General features: G+C 60.7%; 18 protein-coding genes. 9 read left to right on the forward strand and 9 right to left on the reverse strand.

What is annotated here, in order from left to right; translation table 11 throughout:
- Positions 1-4 precede the first annotated feature (4 nt).
- From dapB to mepA, 6 genes are all read right to left on the reverse strand, one after another.
- Positions 5-823 carry a 4-hydroxy-tetrahydrodipicolinate reductase gene (gene dapB / locus EDE05_RS18255; RefSeq protein ID WP_112796349.1) on the reverse strand — a complete coding sequence of 273 codons (819 nt, stop codon included), beginning with the start codon at positions 821-823 and terminating at the stop codon, positions 5-7.
- A gap of 125 nt (positions 824-948) precedes the next feature.
- Positions 949-1,644, reverse strand: a complete 696-nt coding sequence (locus tag EDE05_RS18260) for a YrbL family protein (RefSeq protein WP_166675479.1) — start codon at positions 1,642-1,644, stop codon at positions 949-951.
- Positions 1,645-1,731: 87 nt separating this feature from the next.
- The gene (locus EDE05_RS18265) at positions 1,732-3,519 is read right to left on the reverse strand and encodes an ABC transporter ATP-binding protein (RefSeq protein ID WP_134102216.1); all 1,788 of its coding nucleotides are present in this window, start codon (positions 3,517-3,519) and stop codon (positions 1,732-1,734) included.
- A 126-nt stretch (positions 3,520-3,645) separates the two neighbouring features.
- Entirely contained in the window at positions 3,646-4,668 is a 1,023-nt protein-coding gene (locus EDE05_RS18270; protein WP_134102219.1) for a glucokinase, read from the reverse strand.
- An 8-nt stretch (positions 4,669-4,676) separates the two neighbouring features.
- Positions 4,677-5,057, reverse strand: coding sequence for a methylglyoxal synthase (locus EDE05_RS18275; protein WP_105373935.1), 381 nt, complete (start codon positions 5,055-5,057; stop codon positions 4,677-4,679).
- A gap of 117 nt (positions 5,058-5,174) precedes the next feature.
- Positions 5,175-6,230, reverse strand: a complete 1,056-nt coding sequence (mepA, locus tag EDE05_RS18280) for a penicillin-insensitive murein endopeptidase (RefSeq protein ID WP_105373934.1) — start codon at positions 6,228-6,230, stop codon at positions 5,175-5,177.
- Positions 6,231-6,415: 185 nt separating this feature from the next.
- Between mepA and EDE05_RS18285 the strand changes: the two genes are divergently transcribed.
- The 7 genes from EDE05_RS18285 (at position 6,416) to pncB (ending at position 15,108) form a co-directional block, all read left to right on the forward strand.
- Positions 6,416-8,275, forward strand: a complete 1,860-nt coding sequence (locus EDE05_RS18285) for an extracellular solute-binding protein (protein ID WP_134102222.1) — start codon at positions 6,416-6,418, stop codon at positions 8,273-8,275.
- A 136-nt stretch (positions 8,276-8,411) separates the two neighbouring features.
- On the forward strand, positions 8,412-9,494 hold the full coding sequence (locus EDE05_RS18290; protein ID WP_134102225.1) for a microcin C ABC transporter permease YejB: 1,083 nt from the start codon (positions 8,412-8,414) through the stop codon (positions 9,492-9,494).
- A complete protein-coding gene (locus tag EDE05_RS18295) occupies positions 9,494-10,642 on the forward strand; it encodes an ABC transporter permease (protein ID WP_134102228.1) in 1,149 nt (382 codons plus the stop codon). The genes EDE05_RS18290 and EDE05_RS18295 overlap by 1 nt, the downstream gene beginning before the upstream one ends.
- Positions 10,643-10,646: 4 nt before the next feature.
- On the forward strand, positions 10,647-12,275 hold the full coding sequence (locus EDE05_RS18300) for an ABC transporter ATP-binding protein (RefSeq protein WP_134102231.1): 1,629 nt from the start codon (positions 10,647-10,649) through the stop codon (positions 12,273-12,275).
- 15 nt (positions 12,276-12,290) lie between these two features.
- Entirely contained in the window at positions 12,291-13,241 is a 951-nt protein-coding gene (locus EDE05_RS18305) for a glyoxylate/hydroxypyruvate reductase A (protein WP_134102234.1), read from the forward strand.
- A gap of 74 nt (positions 13,242-13,315) precedes the next feature.
- Positions 13,316-13,639: a hypothetical protein gene (locus EDE05_RS18310; RefSeq protein WP_245519938.1), complete on the forward strand. Its 324-nt coding sequence runs from the start codon at positions 13,316-13,318 to the stop codon at positions 13,637-13,639.
- 164 nt (positions 13,640-13,803) lie between these two features.
- Positions 13,804-15,108 carry a nicotinate phosphoribosyltransferase gene (gene pncB, locus EDE05_RS18315; RefSeq protein ID WP_105373927.1) on the forward strand — a complete coding sequence of 435 codons (1,305 nt, stop codon included), beginning with the start codon at positions 13,804-13,806 and terminating at the stop codon, positions 15,106-15,108.
- Positions 15,109-15,160: 52 nt separating this feature from the next.
- On the opposite strand, the gene EDE05_RS18320 is transcribed toward pncB, so the two are convergent.
- Positions 15,161-15,559: a DUF1236 domain-containing protein gene (locus tag EDE05_RS18320; RefSeq protein WP_105373926.1), complete on the reverse strand. Its 399-nt coding sequence runs from the start codon at positions 15,557-15,559 to the stop codon at positions 15,161-15,163.
- Positions 15,560-15,836: 277 nt separating this feature from the next.
- Between EDE05_RS18320 and EDE05_RS18325 the strand changes: the two genes are divergently transcribed.
- Both EDE05_RS18325 and EDE05_RS18330 read left to right on the forward strand, forming a co-directional pair.
- Positions 15,837-16,232, forward strand: a complete 396-nt coding sequence (locus tag EDE05_RS18325) for a response regulator (RefSeq protein WP_157949092.1) — start codon at positions 15,837-15,839, stop codon at positions 16,230-16,232.
- Positions 16,233-16,326: 94 nt separating this feature from the next.
- Entirely contained in the window at positions 16,327-17,334 is a 1,008-nt protein-coding gene (locus tag EDE05_RS18330; protein ID WP_112796482.1) for an NAD-dependent epimerase/dehydratase family protein, read from the forward strand.
- A 40-nt stretch (positions 17,335-17,374) separates the two neighbouring features.
- Here the strand turns inward: EDE05_RS18330 and EDE05_RS18335 are convergent, their stop codons facing one another.
- Both EDE05_RS18335 and EDE05_RS18340 read right to left on the reverse strand, forming a co-directional pair.
- Entirely contained in the window at positions 17,375-18,799 is a 1,425-nt protein-coding gene (locus EDE05_RS18335) for a mannose-1-phosphate guanylyltransferase/mannose-6-phosphate isomerase (RefSeq protein WP_281033743.1), read from the reverse strand.
- Between the two features lie 32 nt (positions 18,800-18,831).
- Positions 18,832-20,256, reverse strand: a complete 1,425-nt coding sequence (locus tag EDE05_RS18340; protein WP_134102237.1) for a phosphomannomutase — start codon at positions 20,254-20,256, stop codon at positions 18,832-18,834.
- Positions 20,257-20,439 lie beyond the last annotated feature (183 nt).

The raw sequence follows: 20,439 nt of genomic DNA on the forward strand, positions 1-20,439 counted from the left end.
ATTTTCAGGAAAGCCCGAGTACATCGAGCATCGAATAGAAGCCGGGCTTCTTGTCGCGCGCCCAGAGCGCAGCGGCAACGGCGCCGCGCGCAAAGATGGAACGGTCGCGGGCGCTGTGCGAAAGCGTCACGAGTTCGCCTTCCCCTGCAAGGATAACCGAATGATCGCCGACGACCGAGCCGCCGCGCAGCGTCGCAAATCCGATCGTTCCGGCAGGGCGCGGCCCGGTATGGCCGTCGCGTACGCGTACCGACTGGCTGGCAAGATCCACGCCGCGACCCTTGGCCGCCGCTGCGCCGAGGAGCAGCGCGGTGCCGGACGGCGCGTCGACCTTGTGCTTGTGGTGCATTTCCACGATCTCGATATCCCAGGCTGAGGCAGGCAGAGCCTTGGCGGCTTGAGCGGTCAGGACACCGAGCAGGTTGACGCCGAGGCTCATATTGCCGGATTTGACCACGCGCGCATGGCGGGCTGCTGCCTGGAACTTCTCCTCGTCTGCGGCCGAGCACCCCGTTGTGCCGATCACGTGGACGATACGCGCCTGCGCAGCCAGGCCGGCAAATGCGACGCTTGTTGCCGGTGTGGTGAAATCGAGCACGCCTTCGGCATCCAGAAAGGCTTGCAGGGGATCGGTGGTGACGGGCACTCCGAGCGGTCCGACTCCGGCGAGTTCGCCGGCGTCCTTGCCGACAAAAGCCGATCCCTCGCGCCCGACTGCCGCATGCAGCTTTACGCCTTCGGTTTCATGGATCACTCGGATCAGGGCTTGACCCATCCGGCCCGCTGCCCCGACCACCACGAGTTTCATGTCGCTATTGCTCATTCCGCCTCACCAGCCGACACATCACGGCGTCTGCTCCACGCCGCGATCGATAGCAGAGAGGTCTGGTTGCACGGAACTTTCGACAGGTCAAGGCGACGTGCGCCTTCGCTCGGTCGTCCGCGCGATCAACCGGCGAGTTTGATCGCCTCCGGTCTCGGATCGAGGCGTTCGGGCTGTGAGCCCGATTGCATGGCCTTCGCCATCTTCCAAAGCACCTTGCGGTGATAGCGCTCCAGCTTCAATCCGTTGAGATAGCGGCTCGCCGAATAGAGCTTGAAGAGGCTCTTGTCTCCCGTGCCGTCGATGCAGACGATGTGTTCGCCCCCATCCGCCTTCGGAGCCACGACGAAATTGCCGGGGGTCTTGTCCATCAGCACGATATGTCTCTTGCGACATTCCCCGAAGAAATCGGCCAGCATGTCGTAGTGCCGTTGCGTAACTTTGCCCGAGCGCGCGAGCGAAAGAAGCGTCGGCGCCATCTGGCCGTTCCGGTCGCAGATCTTCTCCACGACAAGGCCGAGGCCCAGTGACGTATGGACAAGCCCAAAGACCTTGGCGATGGGAAGTTCAGCGGCATTCCATTGTGCGGATTTTCGCGCCTGTTCCAGGTATTCGTCGAATTCGCGGCGGAATGTCATATAGGCGCCAAATCGGCGATACTTGCGAAAGAACAGGAGTCTGTGCCTGGTCTTTCGGCTTCCGTTCACGCCGATGCATTCGGGCTTGACCAGCTTTATCAGAACATCCGGATAGTCCGCGGACGCATACACATCCCGGGCAGAGCCTTCGGCGATCTTCGACCATCCGTCGGCCAAATCCAAAGGCGATCCGAACAAATAAATACCCCCCGCATGTTTGTCACAAAATTGTAACAAACATGTGGGGGCAGATCAATGAGTTATGGTTGCTTAGAAAAGTTCGGACCCGGAGGTGCGCTGGAGATTGTTCAGCCGGGCATAGATGCCGTTGGCCATCTGTATCAGCGAATTGTGGTCGCCTTCTTCCACGACCTTGCCCTGTTGCATGACGATGATCTTGTCCGCCCGAACCACGGTGGACAACCGGTGGGCGATGACGACGACGGTGCGGCCATGCATGGCTTCGTCAAGCGCCTTCTGGACTGCGGCTTCGGATTCGGTGTCGAGGGCGGAGGTCGCTTCGTCCAGAAGCAGGATGGGAGCGTTGCGAACAAGAGCGCGGGCGATGGAAAGTCTCTGCCGCTGGCCGCCGGAAAGCGTGACGCCGTTTTCGCCAACCGGGGTTTCGTAACCCTGGGGCTGTTCCATGATGAAGTCATGCGCGTAAGCCAGGCGGGCGGCTTCCTCCACTTCGAGGTCCGTGGCTTCTGGCCGGCCGTAGCGGATGTTGTCGCGGATCGTGCCCTCGAACAGATAGGGCTGCTGCGAAACGTAGGCGAGCTGGCTGCGTAACGACCGTTTTGTGATGTCGGCGATATCCTGCCCATCGATCAGGATCGCCCCTCCAGCCGGATCGTAGAAACGCGGGATCAGGCTGATGACGGTCGACTTTCCCGCTCCCGACGGTCCGACCAGGGCGGTGGTCTTTCCGCCCTCGGCGACAAAACTGACACCATTCAGGACGCTGTCGGCTCCATAGCCGAAACGGACATCCCGGAATTCTATCTTCGCCTCGGTCACGACAAGATCCCTGGCGTCCGGCAGATCGCGCTGGCGCGGCTCCATGTCGAGAAGCTCGTAAATCATCCGGGCGTTGACGACAGCGCGTTCCATTTGCACCTGAAGTCGCGCAAGCCGGCGTGCAGGGTCATAGGCCATGAGAAGCGCGGTGACGAAAGCGAAAAACGCCCCGGGAGGGATATTGTCGTAGATCGACCGGAAGGCGGCATAGGCAAGCACGCTCGATATCGCAAAGCCGGCGAAGGTTTCGGTAAGCGGCGCCGTCCGTTCCGTCAGGCGGGCGATACGGTTTGCACGGTTTTCCGCGGCTCGGATGATCTTTTCGAGCTTGCGCGTCAGTTCCTCTTCCATCGTGAATGACTTGACGATGGTCATGCCGAGGATCGTTTCCTGGGTCGCTCCGAGCACGTGGCTATTGAGCTCGATCGCCTCCTTGGTTGCCGCGCGCAGACGTCTGGACACGTATCGGAGGGCAAGAAAGAGCGGCGGTGCGACCGCAAAAACAATCAGCGACAGGACCCAGTCCTTCAGGATCATCACGCCGATCAGCGAAACAAGGGTCAGGAGATCGCGCGCCGTCGACGTCACCGTCAGGTTCAAGACGTCACGAATGCCGTTTATGTTCTGGCTGATCCGAGCCGCCAGATGAGCCGAGCGGGACTCGTTAAAGAAACCGACCGACAGCGTCATCAGGTGCGAAAAGAGCCTTCGCTGGTAGCTGGCGACGATGTTGTTGCCGATCTTCGAAAGCGTGACCGAATGGCCATAGGTTGCGAGACCTCGGAGCACGAAGGCGGTGAAGATGGAGAGGCAGATCAGCCAGACGACATCTGCGCGCTTGTTGGCAAAAGCCTCGTTGACCACTGACTCCATGATCCAGGCGGTGAATGCCGTCGACAGTGCCACGACCGCGAGACAGAAAATCGCGAAGGCATAACCGCGGATATGGGCGCGACCGTTTTCGGCAATCACGCGCCTCAATACGGCAACAACGGTCTCTGAATCGACTTGTCGTTTGATATTCTTGGCGGCTTTCAAAAGGCTTTCCCGTTTCGGCCCACCGGCCGGCAGTTCCGTGTGCCGGCGGTATTAACCGTTCAGGCGAAGTTTTGAAAGCCGCAGGACCAAGATTCGGCGACGCTGTTGCATTCGGGCATGGAGCTGTTACCGCTGCCAGCGGCGGCCATCCATGGAAATTCCGTAGGCGGCGGGGGTTCTGGCGAAGCTCGCAAGCCCGGCAAGTGCGGCCTGCGGATGAGTGACCACGAAAGTCGGGATTGTGGCCATCAGCTCGCTATGCGGCGCCTTGTCCTCGAATGCGGCCCGGAAAGCCGGCGCTCTCAGGGCAGGAAGTATCTTTTGCGAGATGCCGCCGGCGAGATAGACGCCGCCCCGAGCCATGAAGATCAGCGCCATGTCGCCGGCCACCCGGCCAAGATAGGTGGCAAATAGCGAAAGCGTCTCGGCGGCTTGCGGATTTCCGCCGTTGAGACCATTTGCCGTGATGTCTGCCGGGTCGGAGAAAGCGGGTTCAATTCCGTCGGCGGCACACACGGCCTGATAGATGTTGACGACGCCGCGGCCGCTCAGGATCTCTTCTGCCGAAATGCGGCCTTCTATCCGCTTGAGATGCGGAAAGATCTCGAAATCCCGCTCCGAGCGCGGACCCACATCCACATGCCCTCCTTCGCCCGGAACCGGGAACCAGATATGACGCGCATAGACAAGACCCGCGACGCCGAGGCCGGTACCAGGCCCAAGGACGACGCGGGACGCCATGTGCGGCTCTCCCTTCGGCCCGAGCGCTTCGCGGTATTCGTCCGGCAGCGCGGCAGCGGCCAGCGCCTGCGCCTCGAAATCGTTGACGACCAGAACATCCTCGAAACCGAGATTGGCGATCATCGCCTTGGGACGGACGACCCAGTCGCAATTCGTCAGATCGATTTCGTCTCCGTCGATCGGCCCTGCGACGGCAAGTATCGCCGAACGAGGTTGGACGGAGGTCTTGTCGAGGACTACGGCCTGGATCGCATCGTCGATGGTCGGATAGTCGGCCGTCCGCACGTTCGGAAACGCTTTCGGCTCCGCATAGGCGTCGATCAGGATGGAGAAGCGGGCATTGGTGCCGCCGATATCGCCGATCAGGATGGGAAAGGGCAGCTTGTCGGTCTTCATGCTATCGGCCATCGCGAGGCTCAGTCCTTCTGAAAGTCGATGAGTTTTTCGGCCGTGGCACGATTGAGCGCCATCGGAATGTCGTAGACGGTCGCAAGCCGCGTCAGTGCCTTGACGTCCACGTCATGCGGCAGGGCGCTCAAGGGGTCTATGAAAAAGATCAGCATGTCGACCTCGCCGGTGGCGATCATCGCACCGATCTGCTGGTCCCCGCCGAGCGGACCGCTTTTCAGCCGCGTGACGTCGAGGCTCGGACAGGCATCCTGTACCCGCCCTCCGGTCGTGCCGGTGGCGACGATGCGAAAGCGCGACAGCGAGCCTTGATGATGGCGGGCGAAATCCGCCATGTCGTCCTTTTTCTGGTCGTGCGCGATCAGCGCGATGCAGGGCTTGGGCGGCATGACAGGAGCCTTCTCCCAGGAATGGTTTCAATCGATTTACACGCTTCTAGCGTGCCCGATTGTTCTTGGGAAGGTGGGGGAGCTGCCGACGCTTTCAAGCGCCGGCCTTGTCGATCGTTATTGCAGCGGCCGGGGCGTCGGGAGAGGAATCTCGGCAGTCGGCACAGGCGGATCGTTGATGATGGCTTCGATGTTGCTGGCCGGCGTAGCGGAGGCTGGCTGGGAGGTGAAAGCCATTGCGCCGCCGCCGAAGGTCGCCTCCTCTTCGGCGCGCGCAGGGGCCGCAAGCACGGCTGCGCAAGCCTTTGGCAGATCCGACAGCATCACGGGACGCGGTTTCACCGGCTTCCTGTTTGGATCGGGTTTCGGTGCCGCCCAGGGTTCCTTGGTAAACCACCAGGCAAGCGACTTGTCGCACCCGTCGCCGGCCGTGACCGGCGCCTGCTTCTGGCAGCCGGACGCTCCGGCGGGGCAATGGATGCGGATGTGGAAGTGTTCGTCGTGGCCGTAGATCGGTCGAACCTTGCCGAGAAGCGAGCGGTCGCCCGTCCAGGTGTCGCAGAGCTTCTTCTTGATCGCCGGGTTGACGAAGACGCGCTCCACCTGCGGATAACTCGCCGCCTGCATTACCACGCGGGCGTGGGTGGGTGTCCATCGCTTCGGGTCGACGGTCAGGAACTTGCTCTTGTCGAGCATGGAGGTGAACGGCATGCTTTCGCGTTCCTGCGGCGAAAGGGGCTGGTTGGGTTTCGGCGTAAACCAGACATCCGCGTCGAGGCCGATCTGGTGCGACGAATGGCCGGATAACATCGGCCCCCCGCGGGGCTGGGAAATGTCGCCAACGAGGATGCCGGATCCCCAGCCGAGCTTGGCCGCATCGCGGGAAAACTGCTCCAGAAGCGTAATCATCTGCGGATTGCCCCAACGCCGATTGCGCGAAAGGCGCATGGCCTGCCAAGTCGGACCGTCGGTCGGCAGCGCCACTGCGCCCGACATGCAACCCTTTGCGTAAAAACCGACCGGCTGGGGATCGGCCTTGCTCGGCAGCGCCACGCCGCCGAAAAGCTGTTTAGCCGGGGTGCCCTCCTGTGCTGCCGAAGGTCCGGCCAATGCGGTGCAAAGAAGCGCGGTCGCAACCGCCTGCAAAATAATTGAACGCGAAATCGATGCCATGCCCATCCGCCGCAAATCACTCGGTAGCTTCGAATCTACTGTGAAATACGATTTTGGTGAAATGGAGATCGAAGAAGCGCTGTCCCGATACGGAAGATAAAGCGCTTGTGAGCAGGAGTTCCTGTTTTTTGCCGCCTTTTGCCCTATGCTTCGGCGCAACAAAGAATTCGAACAAGGGGTAGCGAATGAATTTGGCTCGGCTGAAGGTGATCTTTGCGGTTGTGTTGGCGGTGGCTCTCGTGTCATCGCCCGTGGCAGCACAGGAACCGATATGGCGCCACGGCATAGCACTGATGGGCGAACCGAAGCTTCCGGCCGATTTCAAGCATTTTCCCTATGTGAATCCGGACGCGCCAAAGGGTGGCGTGCTGAACATGTCGAGTTCCAGTACGAGCATGGCTTCGGCAGGTACGTTCGATTCCTTCAATCCTGTGCTTACACTTCGCGGTGTGCCGCCGGCAGGGCTCTCGCAGGTTTTCGACACGCTGATGAAATCGTCGGAAGATGAAGTTTCGACCTCCTACGGACTCATTGCCGAAAGCCTCAGCTTTCCGGATGACGTTTCTTCAGTGACTTTCAAGCTTCGCCCGGAGGCGAAGTGGCCGGACGGCGAGCCGATTACACCAGAAGACGTGATTTTCAGTTTTGAGAAATCGAAAGAGCTTAACCCTCGCGGCGCGGCCTATTATCAGCACGTCACCGGAGTCGAAAAGACCGGTGACCGCGAAGTAACGTTCCGATTTGACGAGAAAAACAATCGCGAGCTGCCTTCGATCCTCGGCCAACTGGTGATTGTTCCGAAACATTGGTGGGAAGGCACCGATGCTAGTGGCAAGAAGCGAGACATTTCCAAGACGACGCTCGAACCTGTCATGGGGTCCGGGGCTTACAAGATCGATTCCTTCCAGGCCGGATCGAGCATCCGCTACGAGCTTCGTGACGACTATTGGGGTAAGAATCTGCCCGTGAATGTCGGCCAGAACAACATACGGACGATCAATTATATCTTCTATACGGATCGGGATGTGGAATTCGAAGCCTTCCGCTCGGGCGCCACCGATTTCTGGCAGGAAACGCAGGCCGCGCGCTGGGCTACCAAATATGACTTCCCCGCTATCAAGGATGGCCGGGTTAAAAAGGAGGAAATTCCCAATCCCTATCGCGCTACAGGCATCATGCAGGCCTTGGTGCCGAACCTGCGGCGTGATCTGTTCAAGGATCAGAGGATACGCCGTGCTTTAAACCTGGCCCTGGATTTTGAGGAAATCAACCGAACGGTGCTCTACAACCAGTATACCCGGGTCAACAGCTATTTCTTTGGAACGGAACTCGCTTCTGCAGGCCTTCCGGAAGGAAGGGAGTTAGAAATCTTAAACGAGATCAAGGATAAGGTTCCGGCCAGTGTCTTCACCACGCCCTATACTAACCCTGTCGGTGGCGATCCCAACAAAGTTCGTGACAATCTCCGTCAAGCTGTTGCGCTTTTCAAGGAAGCCGGATGGGAACTCAAGGGTAACCGCATGGTCCATTCCAAGACCGGCCAACCCTTCGCTTTTGAAATCCTGCTGAGCAGCCCGCAACTCGAACGTGTCGCACTTCCGTACACGCAAAGCCTCAAGAAGATCGGCGTCGAAGCGCGGGTAAGGCCGGTTGACGCGGCTCAATACCAAAACCGCACCCGCAGCTACGATTTCGATATGACGTGGGTCGTCTGGGGACAGACTCTGAATCCCGGCAACGAGCAGATCTATCACTGGGGTTCCAAGTCCGCCAACGAACCAGGCAGCGATAACTATGCCGGCATAGCCGATCCGGGGATCGACATTCTGATCAACAAGATTGTCTTCGCCAAAGATCGGCCGGAGCTCGTGGCGGCCACCAAAGCTCTGGATCGGGTACTACTTGCGCATGACTACGTCGTGCCGCTCTATTACATGATGGCGATGCGGATCGCTTATTGGGACCGGTTCGAACGCCCTGCTAATCTACCGGAATATGGCATCGGTTTTCCAGATGCCTGGTGGTCGAAGAGTGCCGGCAAGTGACGAGACTTGCGCCGCAGGCCGGCTCCTGTTCCAAATGGGGCCAGATGATTCGCAGGCAGGTACGAGGAAAACGCCGTTTGACGTTGGTTATGATGCGCGGTGAGGCAAAGTTCGCCATGACGGACAGGGAGTTCTAATGGGCGCCTATATCCTCCGCCGTCTCCTGCTGATGATACCGACGCTTGTCGGCATCATGGCGATTTCCTTTCTCGTCGTGCAGTTTGCGCCTGGTGGCCCCGTCGAGCAGATCATCGCGCAGATTCAGGGCCAGGACACCGGCGACCGGCTTTCCGGCGGTGGCAGCGATGTGCTGAGCCAGGGCGGTGGAGAAGAGTCCCGTTATCGCGGCGCCCAAGGGCTCGATCCTGAATTCATCAAGAAACTCGAACAGCAGTTCGGCTTCGATAAGCCGCCGCTGACGCGGTTCCTCGACATGATGTGGAACTACATCCGCTTCGATTTCGGAGAGAGCTTCTTCCGAAATACCTCCGTTATTGGACTGATTGGCGAGAAGCTGCCGGTGTCGATCTCGCTTGGCTTCTGGATTCTGGTCGTTTCCTACCTGATCTCCATACCGCTCGGCATCCGCAAGGCGGTGAAGGACGGATCGACCTTCGATGTCTGGACCTCCGGCATCATCATCATCGGTTATGCCGTACCGAGCTTCCTTTTCGGCATCCTGCTAATCGTGCTGTTTGCCGGCGGGTCCTTCTTCGATTGGTTTCCGCTGCGCGGCCTCGTGTCGGACAATTTTTCCGAGCTCTCCTGGTGGGAAAAGGTCCTCGACTACTTCTGGCACCTGACCCTGCCGTTGATCGCGCTTTCGCTTTCGGCTTTCGCCACCACGACGCTGCTCACCAAGAACTCCTTCATCGACGAGATCAAGAAGCAATATGTCGTCACCGCCCGCGCCAAGGGCCTTAACGAGCGTCAGGTCCTGTACGGTCACGTTTTCCGTAACGCCATGCTGATCGTCATCGCCGGCTTTCCCGGCGCCTTCATTTCGGCCTTCTTCACCGGATCGCTTTTGATCGAGAATATCTTCTCGCTCGATGGCCTGGGCCGGCTGAGCTACCTCGCGGTCGTCAATCGCGACTATCCGATCGTCTTCGGCACGCTCTACATCTTCTCGCTGATCGGCCTCATCGTCGCGCTGATCTCCGACCTGATCTACACCTGGATCGATCCGCGCATCGACTTCGAGCGGAGGGATGTCTGATGGAGGCATCCGCCGCAAAGACCACGGTTCAGGTAGATCGGCCGTCCAGGCGACCCTGGCTTTCGCCGACCAATCGGCGTCGGCTGGACAACTTCCGTGCCAACAAGCGCGGTTACTGGTCCTTCTGGATTTTCATGATCCTGTTCGTGCTCAGCCTGATGGCCGAGTTCATCGCCAACGACCGGCCGATCCTTGCCTCGTACAAGGGGGAAATTCTTTATCCGGTTCTTGTCGATTATCCGGAGGAAAAGTTTGGAGGCTTCCTGGCCACCACCGATTACCGGTCGGACTTCATTCAGCAGGAGATCGATGCCAACGGCTGGATGATCTGGCCACCGATTCGCTATTCCTACCAGACGGTCAATTCCAATATTCCGCATTCGGCTCCCACCGAACCGTTCTGGATGATGGCCAAAGGGGATCGGTGCAAGGCCTATCCGCAAGGCGATCAGGATCCCAACTGCATCCTCGGCAACCTGAACTGGCTCGGCACCGATGACCAAGCCCGAGACGTGACGGCGCGGATGATCTATGGATTCCGTATTTCGGTCCTGTTCGGCCTGGCGCTCACCATCTGTTCGGCGATCATCGGCGTCACGGCCGGCGCGATCCAGGGATATTTCGGAGGTTGGACGGACCTCCTGCTCCAGCGCTTCATCGAGATCTGGTCGTCCATGCCGGTTCTCTACATCCTTTTGATCATCGCGGCGATCCTGCCGCCCGGATTCTTCGTCCTGCTCGGCATCATGCTGCTTTTCTCGTGGGTGGGATTTGTCGGCGTGGTGCGGGCGGAGTTTCTGAGAGCCCGCAACTTCGAATATGTCCGGGCGGCGCGTGCGCTCGGCGTCGGCAACTGGACCATCATGTACCGGCACCTCCTGCCGAATGCCATGGTGGCGACGCTCACCTTCCTGCCGTTCATCCTGTCCGGCTCGATCGCGACTCTGACCTCGCTCGACTTCCTCGGCTTCGGCATGCCGCCGGGTTCGCCGTCGCTGGGCGAGATGGTCGCGCAGGGCAAGAACAACCTGCAGGCACCGTGGCTGGGGCTCACCGCCTTCTTCACAATGTCGGTCATGCTGTCGCTGCTGATCTTCGTCGGCGAAGCAGTGCGCGATGCCTTCGATCCAAGAAAGACGTTCGGTTGAGCCTATGACAGAACCGCTCCTTTCCGTCCGTGATCTCTCAGTCGCCTTCCGTCAGGGAAGCGATACCTCGCTTGCCGTCGACAGGGTTTCCTTCGATATCCATCCGGGCGAAGTCGTGGCGCTGGTGGGAGAATCCGGATCCGGCAAATCGGTGACGGCCAATTCGATCCTGAAGCTTCTTCCCTATCCGGCCGCCAGCCATCCGTCGGGCGAGATCTTTTTCGAAGGCAAGGACCTGTTGAGGGCCTCCGAGCCGGAGCTCCGTAATGTCCGCGGCGACGACATCACGATGATCTTCCAGGAGCCGATGACATCGCTCAATCCGCTCCACACGATCGAAAAGCAGATCGGCGAGATTCTCGAGCTGCATAAGGGCATCACCGGCCAGATCGCCCGCATCCGCACCCTCGAACTGCTCAATCAGGTTGGCATCCGCGAGCCCGAGAAACGACTGACCGCCTATCCGCACGAACTTTCCGGCGGACAGCGCCAGCGTGTGATGATCGCCATGGCCTTGGCGAACCGGCCGAAACTGCTGATCGCCGACGAGCCCACGACAGCGCTCGACGTCACGGTTCAGGCGCAGATACTCGACCTCCTGCGCAGCCTCAAGGGCGAGCACGGGATGTCGATGCTGTTCATAACCCACGATCTCGGCATCGTCCGCAAATTTGCCGACCGCGTCTGCGTGATGACCAAGGGCAGGATCGTCGAGAGCGGCACCGTTGAGGACGTCTTCTCCCGTCCGCAGCATGAATACACCCGCCACCTGCTGGGCTCCGAGCCGCGCGGCGAACCGCCGCCGGCCAATCCGACGAAACCGGTCATCATGGAAGGCAAGGACATCCGTGTCTGGTTTCCGATCAAGGCAGGCCTGATGCGCAGGGTCGTCGACCACGTGAAGGCGGTGGACGGCATCGATCTCACTCTGCGCGCCGGCGAAACTCTTGGTGTCGTCGGGGAGTCCGGCTCCGGCAAGACCACGCTCGGCCTGGCGCTCGCCCGTCTCATCTCGTCGCAAGGCCGTATCGCCTTCATCGGTAACGAGATCGACAAGTTCTCGTTCAAGGAGATGCTGCCCTTCCGCGACCGGCTGCAGGTGGTGTTCCAGGATCCCTACGGATCGCTCAGCCCCCGCATGTCTGTCGGAGAAATCGTAGCTGAAGGGCTGAAGGTGCACGAGCGCTCGCTCTCCGCCGACGAACGGGATAAACGTGTCGCCTGGGCGCTGACGGAGGTCGGGCTCGACCCGGCCACACGCTGGCGGTATCCGCATGAGTTTTCCGGCGGCCAGCGGCAACGCATTGCAATTGCGCGGGCCATGGTCCTGAAGCCGCGTTTCGTCATGCTGGACGAACCGACATCGGCGCTCGACATGACCGTACAGGCGCAGGTCGTCGATCTCTTGCGGGATCTCCAAAGGAAGTACGATCTGGCCTACCTTTTCATCAGTCACGACCTGAAGGTTGTGAAGGCGCTTGCCAATCATGTGATCGTCATGCGGCTCGGCAAGGTGGTGGAAGAGGGGCCGGCCGAGCAGATATTCAAGGCACCGAAGGAGCAATATACCCGGGCCTTGATGGCCGCTGCCTTCAATCTGGAGGCAGTCGAGACCTCCGCCATCAGCCAGTAGCCCTAAGGTAACCTTATGTCCGCCCAAAAGCCCGTCGTCATCGATCTCAAATTTGAGCGTCGCGAGGTCGATGCGGCGCTTGCCAATGCCTTTTCCGGCCGGCAGGTGCTGCGCGCCTCCGATCCTGACCTCGATCTGTCGGAAGCCCGTTATGCGGTCATCTGGAAACCGGAGCCAAACCTGTTTCGGCGGGCTCCAAATCTGCAAGTGCTGTTTTCGGGCGGAGCAGGCGTGGATCACATCCTCACGCTGCCAGATCTGCCGGATATCCCGATCGTTCGCTTCGTCGATGAGAGCCTGACGACCCGCATGAGCGAGTGGGTGGTGCTGCAGGCCTTGAGCCACCTGCGTCAGGTGCCGGCCTATCTGAAGCAGCAGCGCGAACGCCAGTGGCGCGAGCTTCCACAGCCGGAGGCAAGGGACTTGACCGTCGGAGTCATGGGTCTTGGTGTGCTCGGCCAGGATTCGGCAAGGAAGCTGAAGATCATGGGCTTCAACGTCATCGGCTGGTCGCGCAGCAGGAAGACGATCGACGGTATCGAGACATTCGACGGCGCCGAACTGGAGACGTTCTTGTCCAGGACGGACATGCTTGTCGGCCTCCTGCCTCTGACGTCAGATACGCGAGGCATCTTCGACGCGGCCCTGTTTTCCAAGCTTCGGAAGGGTGTGGCACTTGGAAAGCCGGTCTTCATCAATGCCGGCCGCGGGGGCAGTCAGGTCGAGGCGGACGTCGTCGCGGCGCTGGAAACCGGGGTCCTGGGCGGCGCCTCGCTCGATGTATTCGAAAAGGAGCCGCTGCCGGCTGACAGCCCCCTGTGGCGGATGGAGAATGTGATGGTAACGCCGCACGCGGCGTCGGCTTCCGATGTCCGGGCTTTGTTTCGCAATGCGGAAGCCCAGATGGAGCGTTTCGAGGCGGGACAGCCTCTGCAGCATCTGGTCGACCGCCGCACCGGCTATTGACGCACGGGAACATTCGCATCCCAGGACCGTTTCTTGCGCAGGAGCCGGGCACTCCGGCAGACAAGGAGCGAATCATGAACACCCGTTTCGATCCCAAGGAGCCTGCAGGCCGCCGTCCCAGCCCGCCCGGTTCGCCCGCCGAAGAGCCGATGAGCGCGACGGAAGCCCGTCAGGGGCGAAGAGGATCGCCGGTCCTGATCGTGCTGGTGGCCGGTCTCATCCTGGCTCTGCTCGCATGGGGGGCCGCAGAATGGTGGGGCGAGGCGACCGATCCCCCTGCGGAACAGACGGCAACACCGCCTGCGGCCAGCACCGCGCCGGAAAACCCGAATGCCGCACCGTCCGCCAATCCGGCCAATCCGCCGGCTCCGACACCGCCTGCCAGCACCAATCCATAAGGCTGCAATCGGCATCGCTCGGCCGCGATCCCTCGCGGCCGAATTGCGTTCTGGACTTCCTCCGCTTTTTTTTCGATAAAACTGCCGGAGGTTGATCAGCCGCTGCCTCCGGATGCATCTCACTCGGCGGAGCCGGTCTGTAATGGATCGGGGGCAGGCAGGGCATGACCAAGACCGATATTGCGAGCAGGGTTTACAATCATACTTGGAAGCTCGACCCGATCATCCGAAGCCTGATCGATACGGACTTCTACAAGCTCCTGATGCTGCAGATGATCTGGAAGCTCTATCCCGATGTCGACGCGAGTTTTTCCCTGATCAACCGCACGACCAGCGTCAGGCTTGCGGAAGAGATCGACGAGGGCATGCTGCGCGAGCAGCTCGATCACGCCCGTACGGTCGGCCTTTCGAAGAAGGAGATGATCTGGCTTGCCGGTAACACGTTCTACGGAAAGAAGCAGATCTTCGAGCCGGAATTCCTGAATTGGCTGTCCACCTACAAGTTGCCCGAATACGAACTGTCCAAGCGCGACGGTCAGTTCGAGTTGAGCTTCCATGGCCGCTGGATGGAAACCACGCTCTGGGAAATTCCGGCACTCGCCATCATCAACGAGCTCCGATCCCGGGCGGCCATGCGGCGCATGGGTCCCTTTACCCTGGACGTTCTATATGCCCGCGCCAAGGCCAAGATGTGGGAAAAGGTCGAACGGCTGCGCACCCTGCCAGGGCTGCGCATCTCCGATTTCGGCACGCGGCGGCGCCACAGCTTTCTCTGGCAGCGCTGGTGTGTCGAAGCGTTGAAGGAAGGGATCGGCGAGGCGTTCACCGGCACCAGCAATGTGTTGCTCGCCATGGATTCGGACCTCGAAGCCGTCGGCACCAACGCCCATGAATTGCCGATGGTCGTAGCGGCCTTGGCCAATAGCGACGAGGAATTGCGGGCGGCACCTTACAAGGTCCTCAAGGACTGGAATCGGCTCTATCACGGCAATCTGTTGATTGTTCTGCCGGATGCTTTCGGCACCGCGGCATTTCTCCGGGATGCTCCCGAATGGGTCGCAGACTGGACCGGCTTTCGGCCCGACAGTGCGCCTCCTATCGAGGGTGGAGAAAAGATCATCGAGTGGTGGCAGCGGATGGGCCGCGACCCGAAAAGCAAGTTGCTGATCTTTTCGGACGGGCTCGATGTCGACGCCATCATCGACACGTATCGGCATTTCGAGGGCCGGGTCCGGATGAGTTTTGGCTGGGGGACGAACCTCACCAACGACTTTGCCGGCTGCGCGCCGCAAAACGTCGAAAGCCTGAAGCCGATCTCGCTCGTCTGCAAGGTCAGCGAGGCCAATGGGCGACCTGCGGTCAAGCTGTCGGACAATCTGCGAAAAGCCACCGGGGATCCGGCAGAGGTCGAGCGTTATTTGAGGTTTTTCGGCCAGGAAGACCGCGTCGATCAGGCGGTATTCGTCTGAAAATACAGGCCCTCGATACAACGAGGGCCTGTATTTCATAAGTGGTTTTGGCTTACTGGATGACCTGAACAACCGTGTGCGTCTGCGGGTCCACGATCACGCGCTGATTGTTGACAACCGCATAGGCGTATTTCGGATTGCTCGGAACCGGGGTCACGACAACCTTCTTCGGAAGCGGCTTACCGACCACGATCTTTTCTTCGACCATGACGGAGGTCGTCGAAGCGGGCTGTTCTTCCACATAGGTGACGACCTCACGCGGCGGCGGGTCGATCGCAGTGCCGGCGACGGCGCCAACGACGCCGCCGACTGCGGCGCCGACAGGACCACCAACGATCGCACCGGTTACTGCACCGCCGGCTGCGCCGTTAACGGTGCTTTGTTGCGCACCTGCCTGAGTAGCGAAGCAAGCGGCGAGAATGGCGCAGGAAGTCACAATAATCTTTTTCATAGTTCTTCTCCTTCGTAGAGCTTCCGAGCAGATAACCCTCGAACCTCAAGGCGGTTCCGGCGACCTTGTAACCTTTCGTAAGCGAGTGAAAACTTGGGAGAGCGACGGGAGCAGCGGCGAGAGACTTTGGAGAGCCGGGTTTATCTTGATTTGCAGGTTCAGCGCCCGTTAACGATGCGGGCTCATGCTTGCCAAAAAAACCATCCTGAAAATCCTCCTCCTATTGCCAAGAGGAGATCGGATTCTATTTGTTTTCCTGAAGCCGGGAGGTTCTTGTATGGAATATCGTTTCCTTATCGTCGAAGACAGCCTGCTGGTGGCGATGGATATCGAGGATGCCATTCACCGGAGCGGCCACGATGTGGTCGGCATTGCGCCCGACATGACGGTGGCACTGAATTACACGCGCGATACGGATATCGCTTTCGTCGATGTCCGCCTTGCCGACGGCGAGACCGGCCCGGAAATTGCCAAGGCGCTTGCTGAATATGGCATCGTGGTGATCATGATCACGGGTAACCCCGGCCTTGTCGCCGCCGGCGTGTCCGGCGTCCTCGGCGTCATGGCCAAACCGCTTACCGACCAGGCCTCCATGGACCTGATCCAGTTCGCTGTCGACCGCAAGAATGGCCGGCCCGGCACGCCGCCCGCGAGACTGCGGCTCTTTCACTAGACATCGCCGAGGCGAGCAATAGCTGCCGAACCAGCGGATGACAGACCGCGGCTTCCGCTGTATGGGAGACGCTACGGCAGCAGCGGGTTTTTCAATGCGTTATTTCATCACCGGAACGGCAGGCTTCATCGGGTTTCATCTGGCACGGCGCCTGCTGGAACAAGGACACCAGGTCCTCGGCTTTGACGGCATGACGCCCTATTACAGCCTGCGGCTGAAGGAAGCCCGACATGCGGGTCTCGCGCAGTTTCCCACCTTCCGGCCGGTGATCGGCATGCTCGAAGACAAGCCGCTGCTGGAGGAGGCGATCTCCGGCTTCAAGCCGGATGTCATGGTTCATCTCGCAGCCCAGGCCGGCGTGCGCTACAGTCTCGAAAACCCGAAGGCGTATCTGGATTCGAACCTAGTCGGTTCCTGGAATATCCTGGAGCTCGCCCGCACCCATGGCGTGGGCCATCTGATGCTTGCCTCCACGTCCTCCGTCTATGGCGCCAATCCGGAGGTGCCCTTCCGGGAGACGGACAAGGCCGACGAGCCGCTGACCTTTTATGCCGCTACGAAGAAGAGCATGGAGCTGATGGCCCACAGCTATGCCCATCTCTACAAGCTGCCGATCACCGCCTTTCGGTTCTTCACCGTTTACGGGCCCTGGGGCCGTCCGGACATGGCGCTCTTCAAGTTCGTCAAGGCGATGATCGAGGAGCGCGAGATCGAAATCTACGGCGAAGGCAAGATGAGCCGGGACTTTACCTATATCGACGACCTGGTGGATTCGATCATCGACCTGTCGCGCATCTTTCCTGCTGAGGATAACCGGGTGGCAGATGTCGACACGTTGTCCCGCCAGGGCCCGTTCCGCGTGGTCAACATTGGCGGAGGGCAACCGGCAGGCCTCCTCGATTTTGTGGAGACCATCGAACGGGTCATGGGCAAACCTGCCAAGCGCAGGATGCTACCGATGCAGAAGGGCGACGTGCCGAGGACCTATGCAAGCCCCGATCTTCTTGTCGCGCTGACCGGTCGCAAACCCGAAACCGGTCTCGACGAGGGTGTGAAAGCCTTCGTCGAATGGTATCTCGACCACCGCAGCGAGATCGATTGATCTCGTGAGTGATGTCACGCCGCCAATGGCGGCGCTCCCCTCACCCTCTTCCGAACTCGTCCACAATACGGATGATGTCGTCTTCGCCGAGATATGATCCGGTCTGGACCTCGATCATTTCGAGGGTGATCTTGCCTGGATTGGCGAGGCGGTGGACCTCGCCCTGGGGGATGTAGACGGATTCGTTTTCGCGCACGATCTTGATCTCGTCGCCGATCGTCACCTCTGCGGTGCCCTTGACGCAGATCCAGTGCTCGGAGCGGTGATGGTGTTTCTGCAGGGATAGTTTCTTGCCGGGGATGACGAACAGCCGTTTGACCTGGAAGCGGTCGCCGTTGAGCACCGAGGTATAACCGCCCCAGGGGCGGTAGGAGGTCGGATGGGTTTGTGTGAGTGCCGCGGTCGCCTTTGCGGCGGCGAGTTGCTTGACGAGCCTGCCGACATCCTGGCTGTCCTCCAGCCGGCCGACATAGACGGCGTCCTCGCTGGCGATGACGGCCACCCCGTCCAGGCCCTGGACGGCCAGATGGCTGGTGCGCGACATGACCAGCGAGTTCCTGGTGTTGACGAGCGTCGCATGGCCGGAGGCGACGTTGCCGGCCGCATCGCGGACCCCGAGCTTCCAGACGGCATCCCAGCTTCCAAGGTCCGACCAGGTGAAGGACGAGGGCACGACCGCCGCGTTCGAGGTCCTTTCCATGATCGCATAGTCGATCGAGATGTCGGGGCTTGCGGCAAAGGTTTCGGCATCCAGCCGGATGAAGTCGAGATCCTTGGTGGCCTTTGCGAGTGCGGCGCGGGCGGCCGTTTCGACTTCAGGGGCGAAGGTGGCCAGTTCCTGCAGCACCTGTCCGGCCGCAAACATGAAGATGCCGGAATTCCAGGCAAAGCCGCCGGTTGAAAGCATCGTCTGCGCGTCCGGCAGGGCCGGCTTTTCGACGAACCGCTTGACGGCATGGGCTCCCGTCTTCAGCTTGTCGCCGATCTCGATATACCCGTAACCGGTGGCAGGCTCGGTCGGCGTGATGCCGAAGGTGACGAGCTTGCCGGCAAGAGCGGTGTTGCGGGCGATGCCGATCGCCTCGAAGTAGCCCTGATCGGCGACGATCTCGTGATCGGAGGCCAGCACCTGCAGGATGGCGTCCTCGCCGAACCGGCCGGCAACGAAGGCGGCGGCGGCGGCAACCGCCGGTGCGGTGTTGCGGGCGACCGGCTCGAGCAGGATGCCGGACAGCTTGACGCCGAGTTCGCGCGCCTGTTCGGCCACCAGGAAGCGGAAGTCCTCGTTGGTGATCACCACCGGCGCTTCGTAAAGCGTTTGATCGCAGACCCGCGCGAGCGTCGCCTGGAACAGCGTCCGGTCGCCGATAAACTGGATGAACTGTTTGGGCGCACTGGCGCGCGACAGCGGCCAAAGCCTGGTGCCCTTGCCGCCGGCCATGATCACGGGAACGATTTTGCTCAACTTGTTCTCTCCAATCTCGTCGTCGCCGGCGCTCAAGCCCGGGTCCTGATTGCCCAGCCGCGGATCAGCCTGAGCCCTTCTTCAAGCAGAGCCTTGGCCTCGTCTTCGCTGTCGGCCTCCACATAACAGCGCATCTCCGGCGCATTTCCGGAGGGCCGCAGATGCACGATGCGGCCGTCGGCAAGCGTAACGCGTAAGCCGTCGATCTCGCTTGTGGCCGCCACAGCAGCGATCGGCGCCAGGAAGGCGGCAAGATTGTCGCGTGAGGCTCTGAGATGCGCCATCAGCGCGGCACTGGTTTCGACGGCAAAATTCTCCAGCCGGTCGGCCGCCGCAAACGGCAGACGGAAGGATGCGGCGATCTCAGACAACGGCTGCTTCTTGTCGGCGGCAAGCGAAAGAACGGCCAGTACCGGCAGGAAACTGTCGCGGGTCGGCAGCGGATCGAGCCTGCCGCCAGCAACGGTAAACGGGGAGGCGGTCAACAGCCCGCCATTGGCTTCGAAGCCCATGACCCTGTCCCGTCCGGCCTCAAGCGCCTCGAGCATGCCGGCGATCACGAAGGGCGAACCGACCCTGGTGCGGATCACCTCGAAATCGCCGGCCGTATCGATGCCGGAATTGGAGGTGACCGGCGTCACCACGACATCGGCCTTGAGGAATTTGGCGGTGATCAGGCCGATCAGATCGCCGCGCAACGGCTCGCCTCTTTCGTCGGCGACCAGCGGCCGATCGCCGTCGCCATCGGCCGAAACCACCGCGTCGAGCCGGTGTTCCCGCGCCCAGCCCTTCAGAAGCCCGATCGTCTCGGCCGAGACGGCCTCGGTATCGACGGGCAGGAAGTCCTCGCAACGGCCGAGCGGCATGACCTCGGCGCCAAAACCCTGGAGAACCTCGACCATCAGGTCGCGGGCGACGGTGGAGTGCTGGTAGACGCCGAGCTTCAGGCCGGCCAGCGCATCGGCAGGCAGGACGCGTCGGTTGCGGGAAAGAAACAGGGCATTCGCGTCCGCCGACCGGTCCGGCGCCTCGGCGGGCGCCGTCTCCACCTCCCGGCCGGTAAGCTCGGCGGCGATCGCGGCGATCCGCTCCTCGTCGGATTTGTCGATCTCGCCGTCCGGACGGTAGAACTTGATGCCGTTGCGGTCGGCTGGAATATGCGATCCGGTCACCATCAGCGAGGCGGCCCCGAGCTTCAGCCCGTAAAGCGCAAGCGCCGGCGTCGGCAACGCGCCGCAGTCGACCGGCGACAGTCCGGCACGGGCAAGTGCACCGATGCAGGTGGCGGCAATGCCCGGGCTCGAAGCGCGAAAATCCCGCCCCACCAGCACCAGTCCCCCCGGCTTCGCAGCACCCGTTTCCAGAAGATGCCGCGCAAAAGCCTGCGCATAAACAACCGACGCCCGTCCCGCCAGATCCTCAACAAGCCCACGAAGTCCACTCGTTCCAAATTTCATCAAGTGCCCATAAAGAAAGTCAGCCGCTCAATGTCCTAGTTTATTCCGCCTGAAAATAAAGAGATAACTGTCGGGGAAGCTAACCTGCAAGCGCTGTCTCTGCAAAATCCGGAAGCGGCTTCGGTTCACGTCGGGCGTTATCATGTTTCCGGTTGCGCTTGGCCGCCTTGTCGCAAGGGTGTT

This window comes from Neorhizobium sp. R1-B, assembly GCF_004368875.1.
Taxonomy (GTDB): Bacteria; Pseudomonadota; Alphaproteobacteria; order Rhizobiales; family Rhizobiaceae; genus Neorhizobium; species Neorhizobium huautlense.

Coding starts and splice junctions, on each gene's coding strand:
- mepA (WP_105373934.1), bottom strand. CDS start 6,230: ATGGCATCGATTTCGCGTTCAATTATTTTGCAGGCGGTTGCGACCGCG.
- pncB (WP_105373927.1), top strand. CDS start 13,804: ATGACCAAGACCGATATTGCGAGCAGGGTTTACAATCATACTTGGAAG.
- EDE05_RS18275 (WP_105373935.1), bottom strand. CDS start 5,057: ATGCCGCCCAAGCCCTGCATCGCGCTGATCGCGCACGACCAGAAAAAG.
- EDE05_RS18270 (WP_134102219.1), bottom strand. CDS start 4,668: ATGGCCGATAGCATGAAGACCGACAAGCTGCCCTTTCCCATCCTGATC.
- EDE05_RS18305 (WP_134102234.1), top strand. CDS start 12,291: ATGTCCGCCCAAAAGCCCGTCGTCATCGATCTCAAATTTGAGCGTCGC.
- EDE05_RS18320 (WP_105373926.1), bottom strand. CDS start 15,559: ATGAAAAAGATTATTGTGACTTCCTGCGCCATTCTCGCCGCTTGCTTC.
- EDE05_RS18310 (WP_245519938.1), top strand. CDS start 13,316: ATGAACACCCGTTTCGATCCCAAGGAGCCTGCAGGCCGCCGTCCCAGC.
- EDE05_RS18295 (WP_134102228.1), top strand. CDS start 9,494: ATGGAGGCATCCGCCGCAAAGACCACGGTTCAGGTAGATCGGCCGTCC.
- EDE05_RS18300 (WP_134102231.1), top strand. CDS start 10,647: ATGACAGAACCGCTCCTTTCCGTCCGTGATCTCTCAGTCGCCTTCCGT.
- EDE05_RS18340 (WP_134102237.1), bottom strand. CDS start 20,256: ATGAAATTTGGAACGAGTGGACTTCGTGGGCTTGTTGAGGATCTGGCG.
- EDE05_RS18290 (WP_134102225.1), top strand. CDS start 8,412: ATGGGCGCCTATATCCTCCGCCGTCTCCTGCTGATGATACCGACGCTT.
- EDE05_RS18330 (WP_112796482.1), top strand. CDS start 16,327: ATGCGTTATTTCATCACCGGAACGGCAGGCTTCATCGGGTTTCATCTG.
- dapB (WP_112796349.1), bottom strand. CDS start 823: ATGAGCAATAGCGACATGAAACTCGTGGTGGTCGGGGCAGCGGGCCGG.
- EDE05_RS18285 (WP_134102222.1), top strand. CDS start 6,416: ATGAATTTGGCTCGGCTGAAGGTGATCTTTGCGGTTGTGTTGGCGGTG.
- EDE05_RS18325 (WP_157949092.1), top strand. CDS start 15,837: ATGGAATATCGTTTCCTTATCGTCGAAGACAGCCTGCTGGTGGCGATG.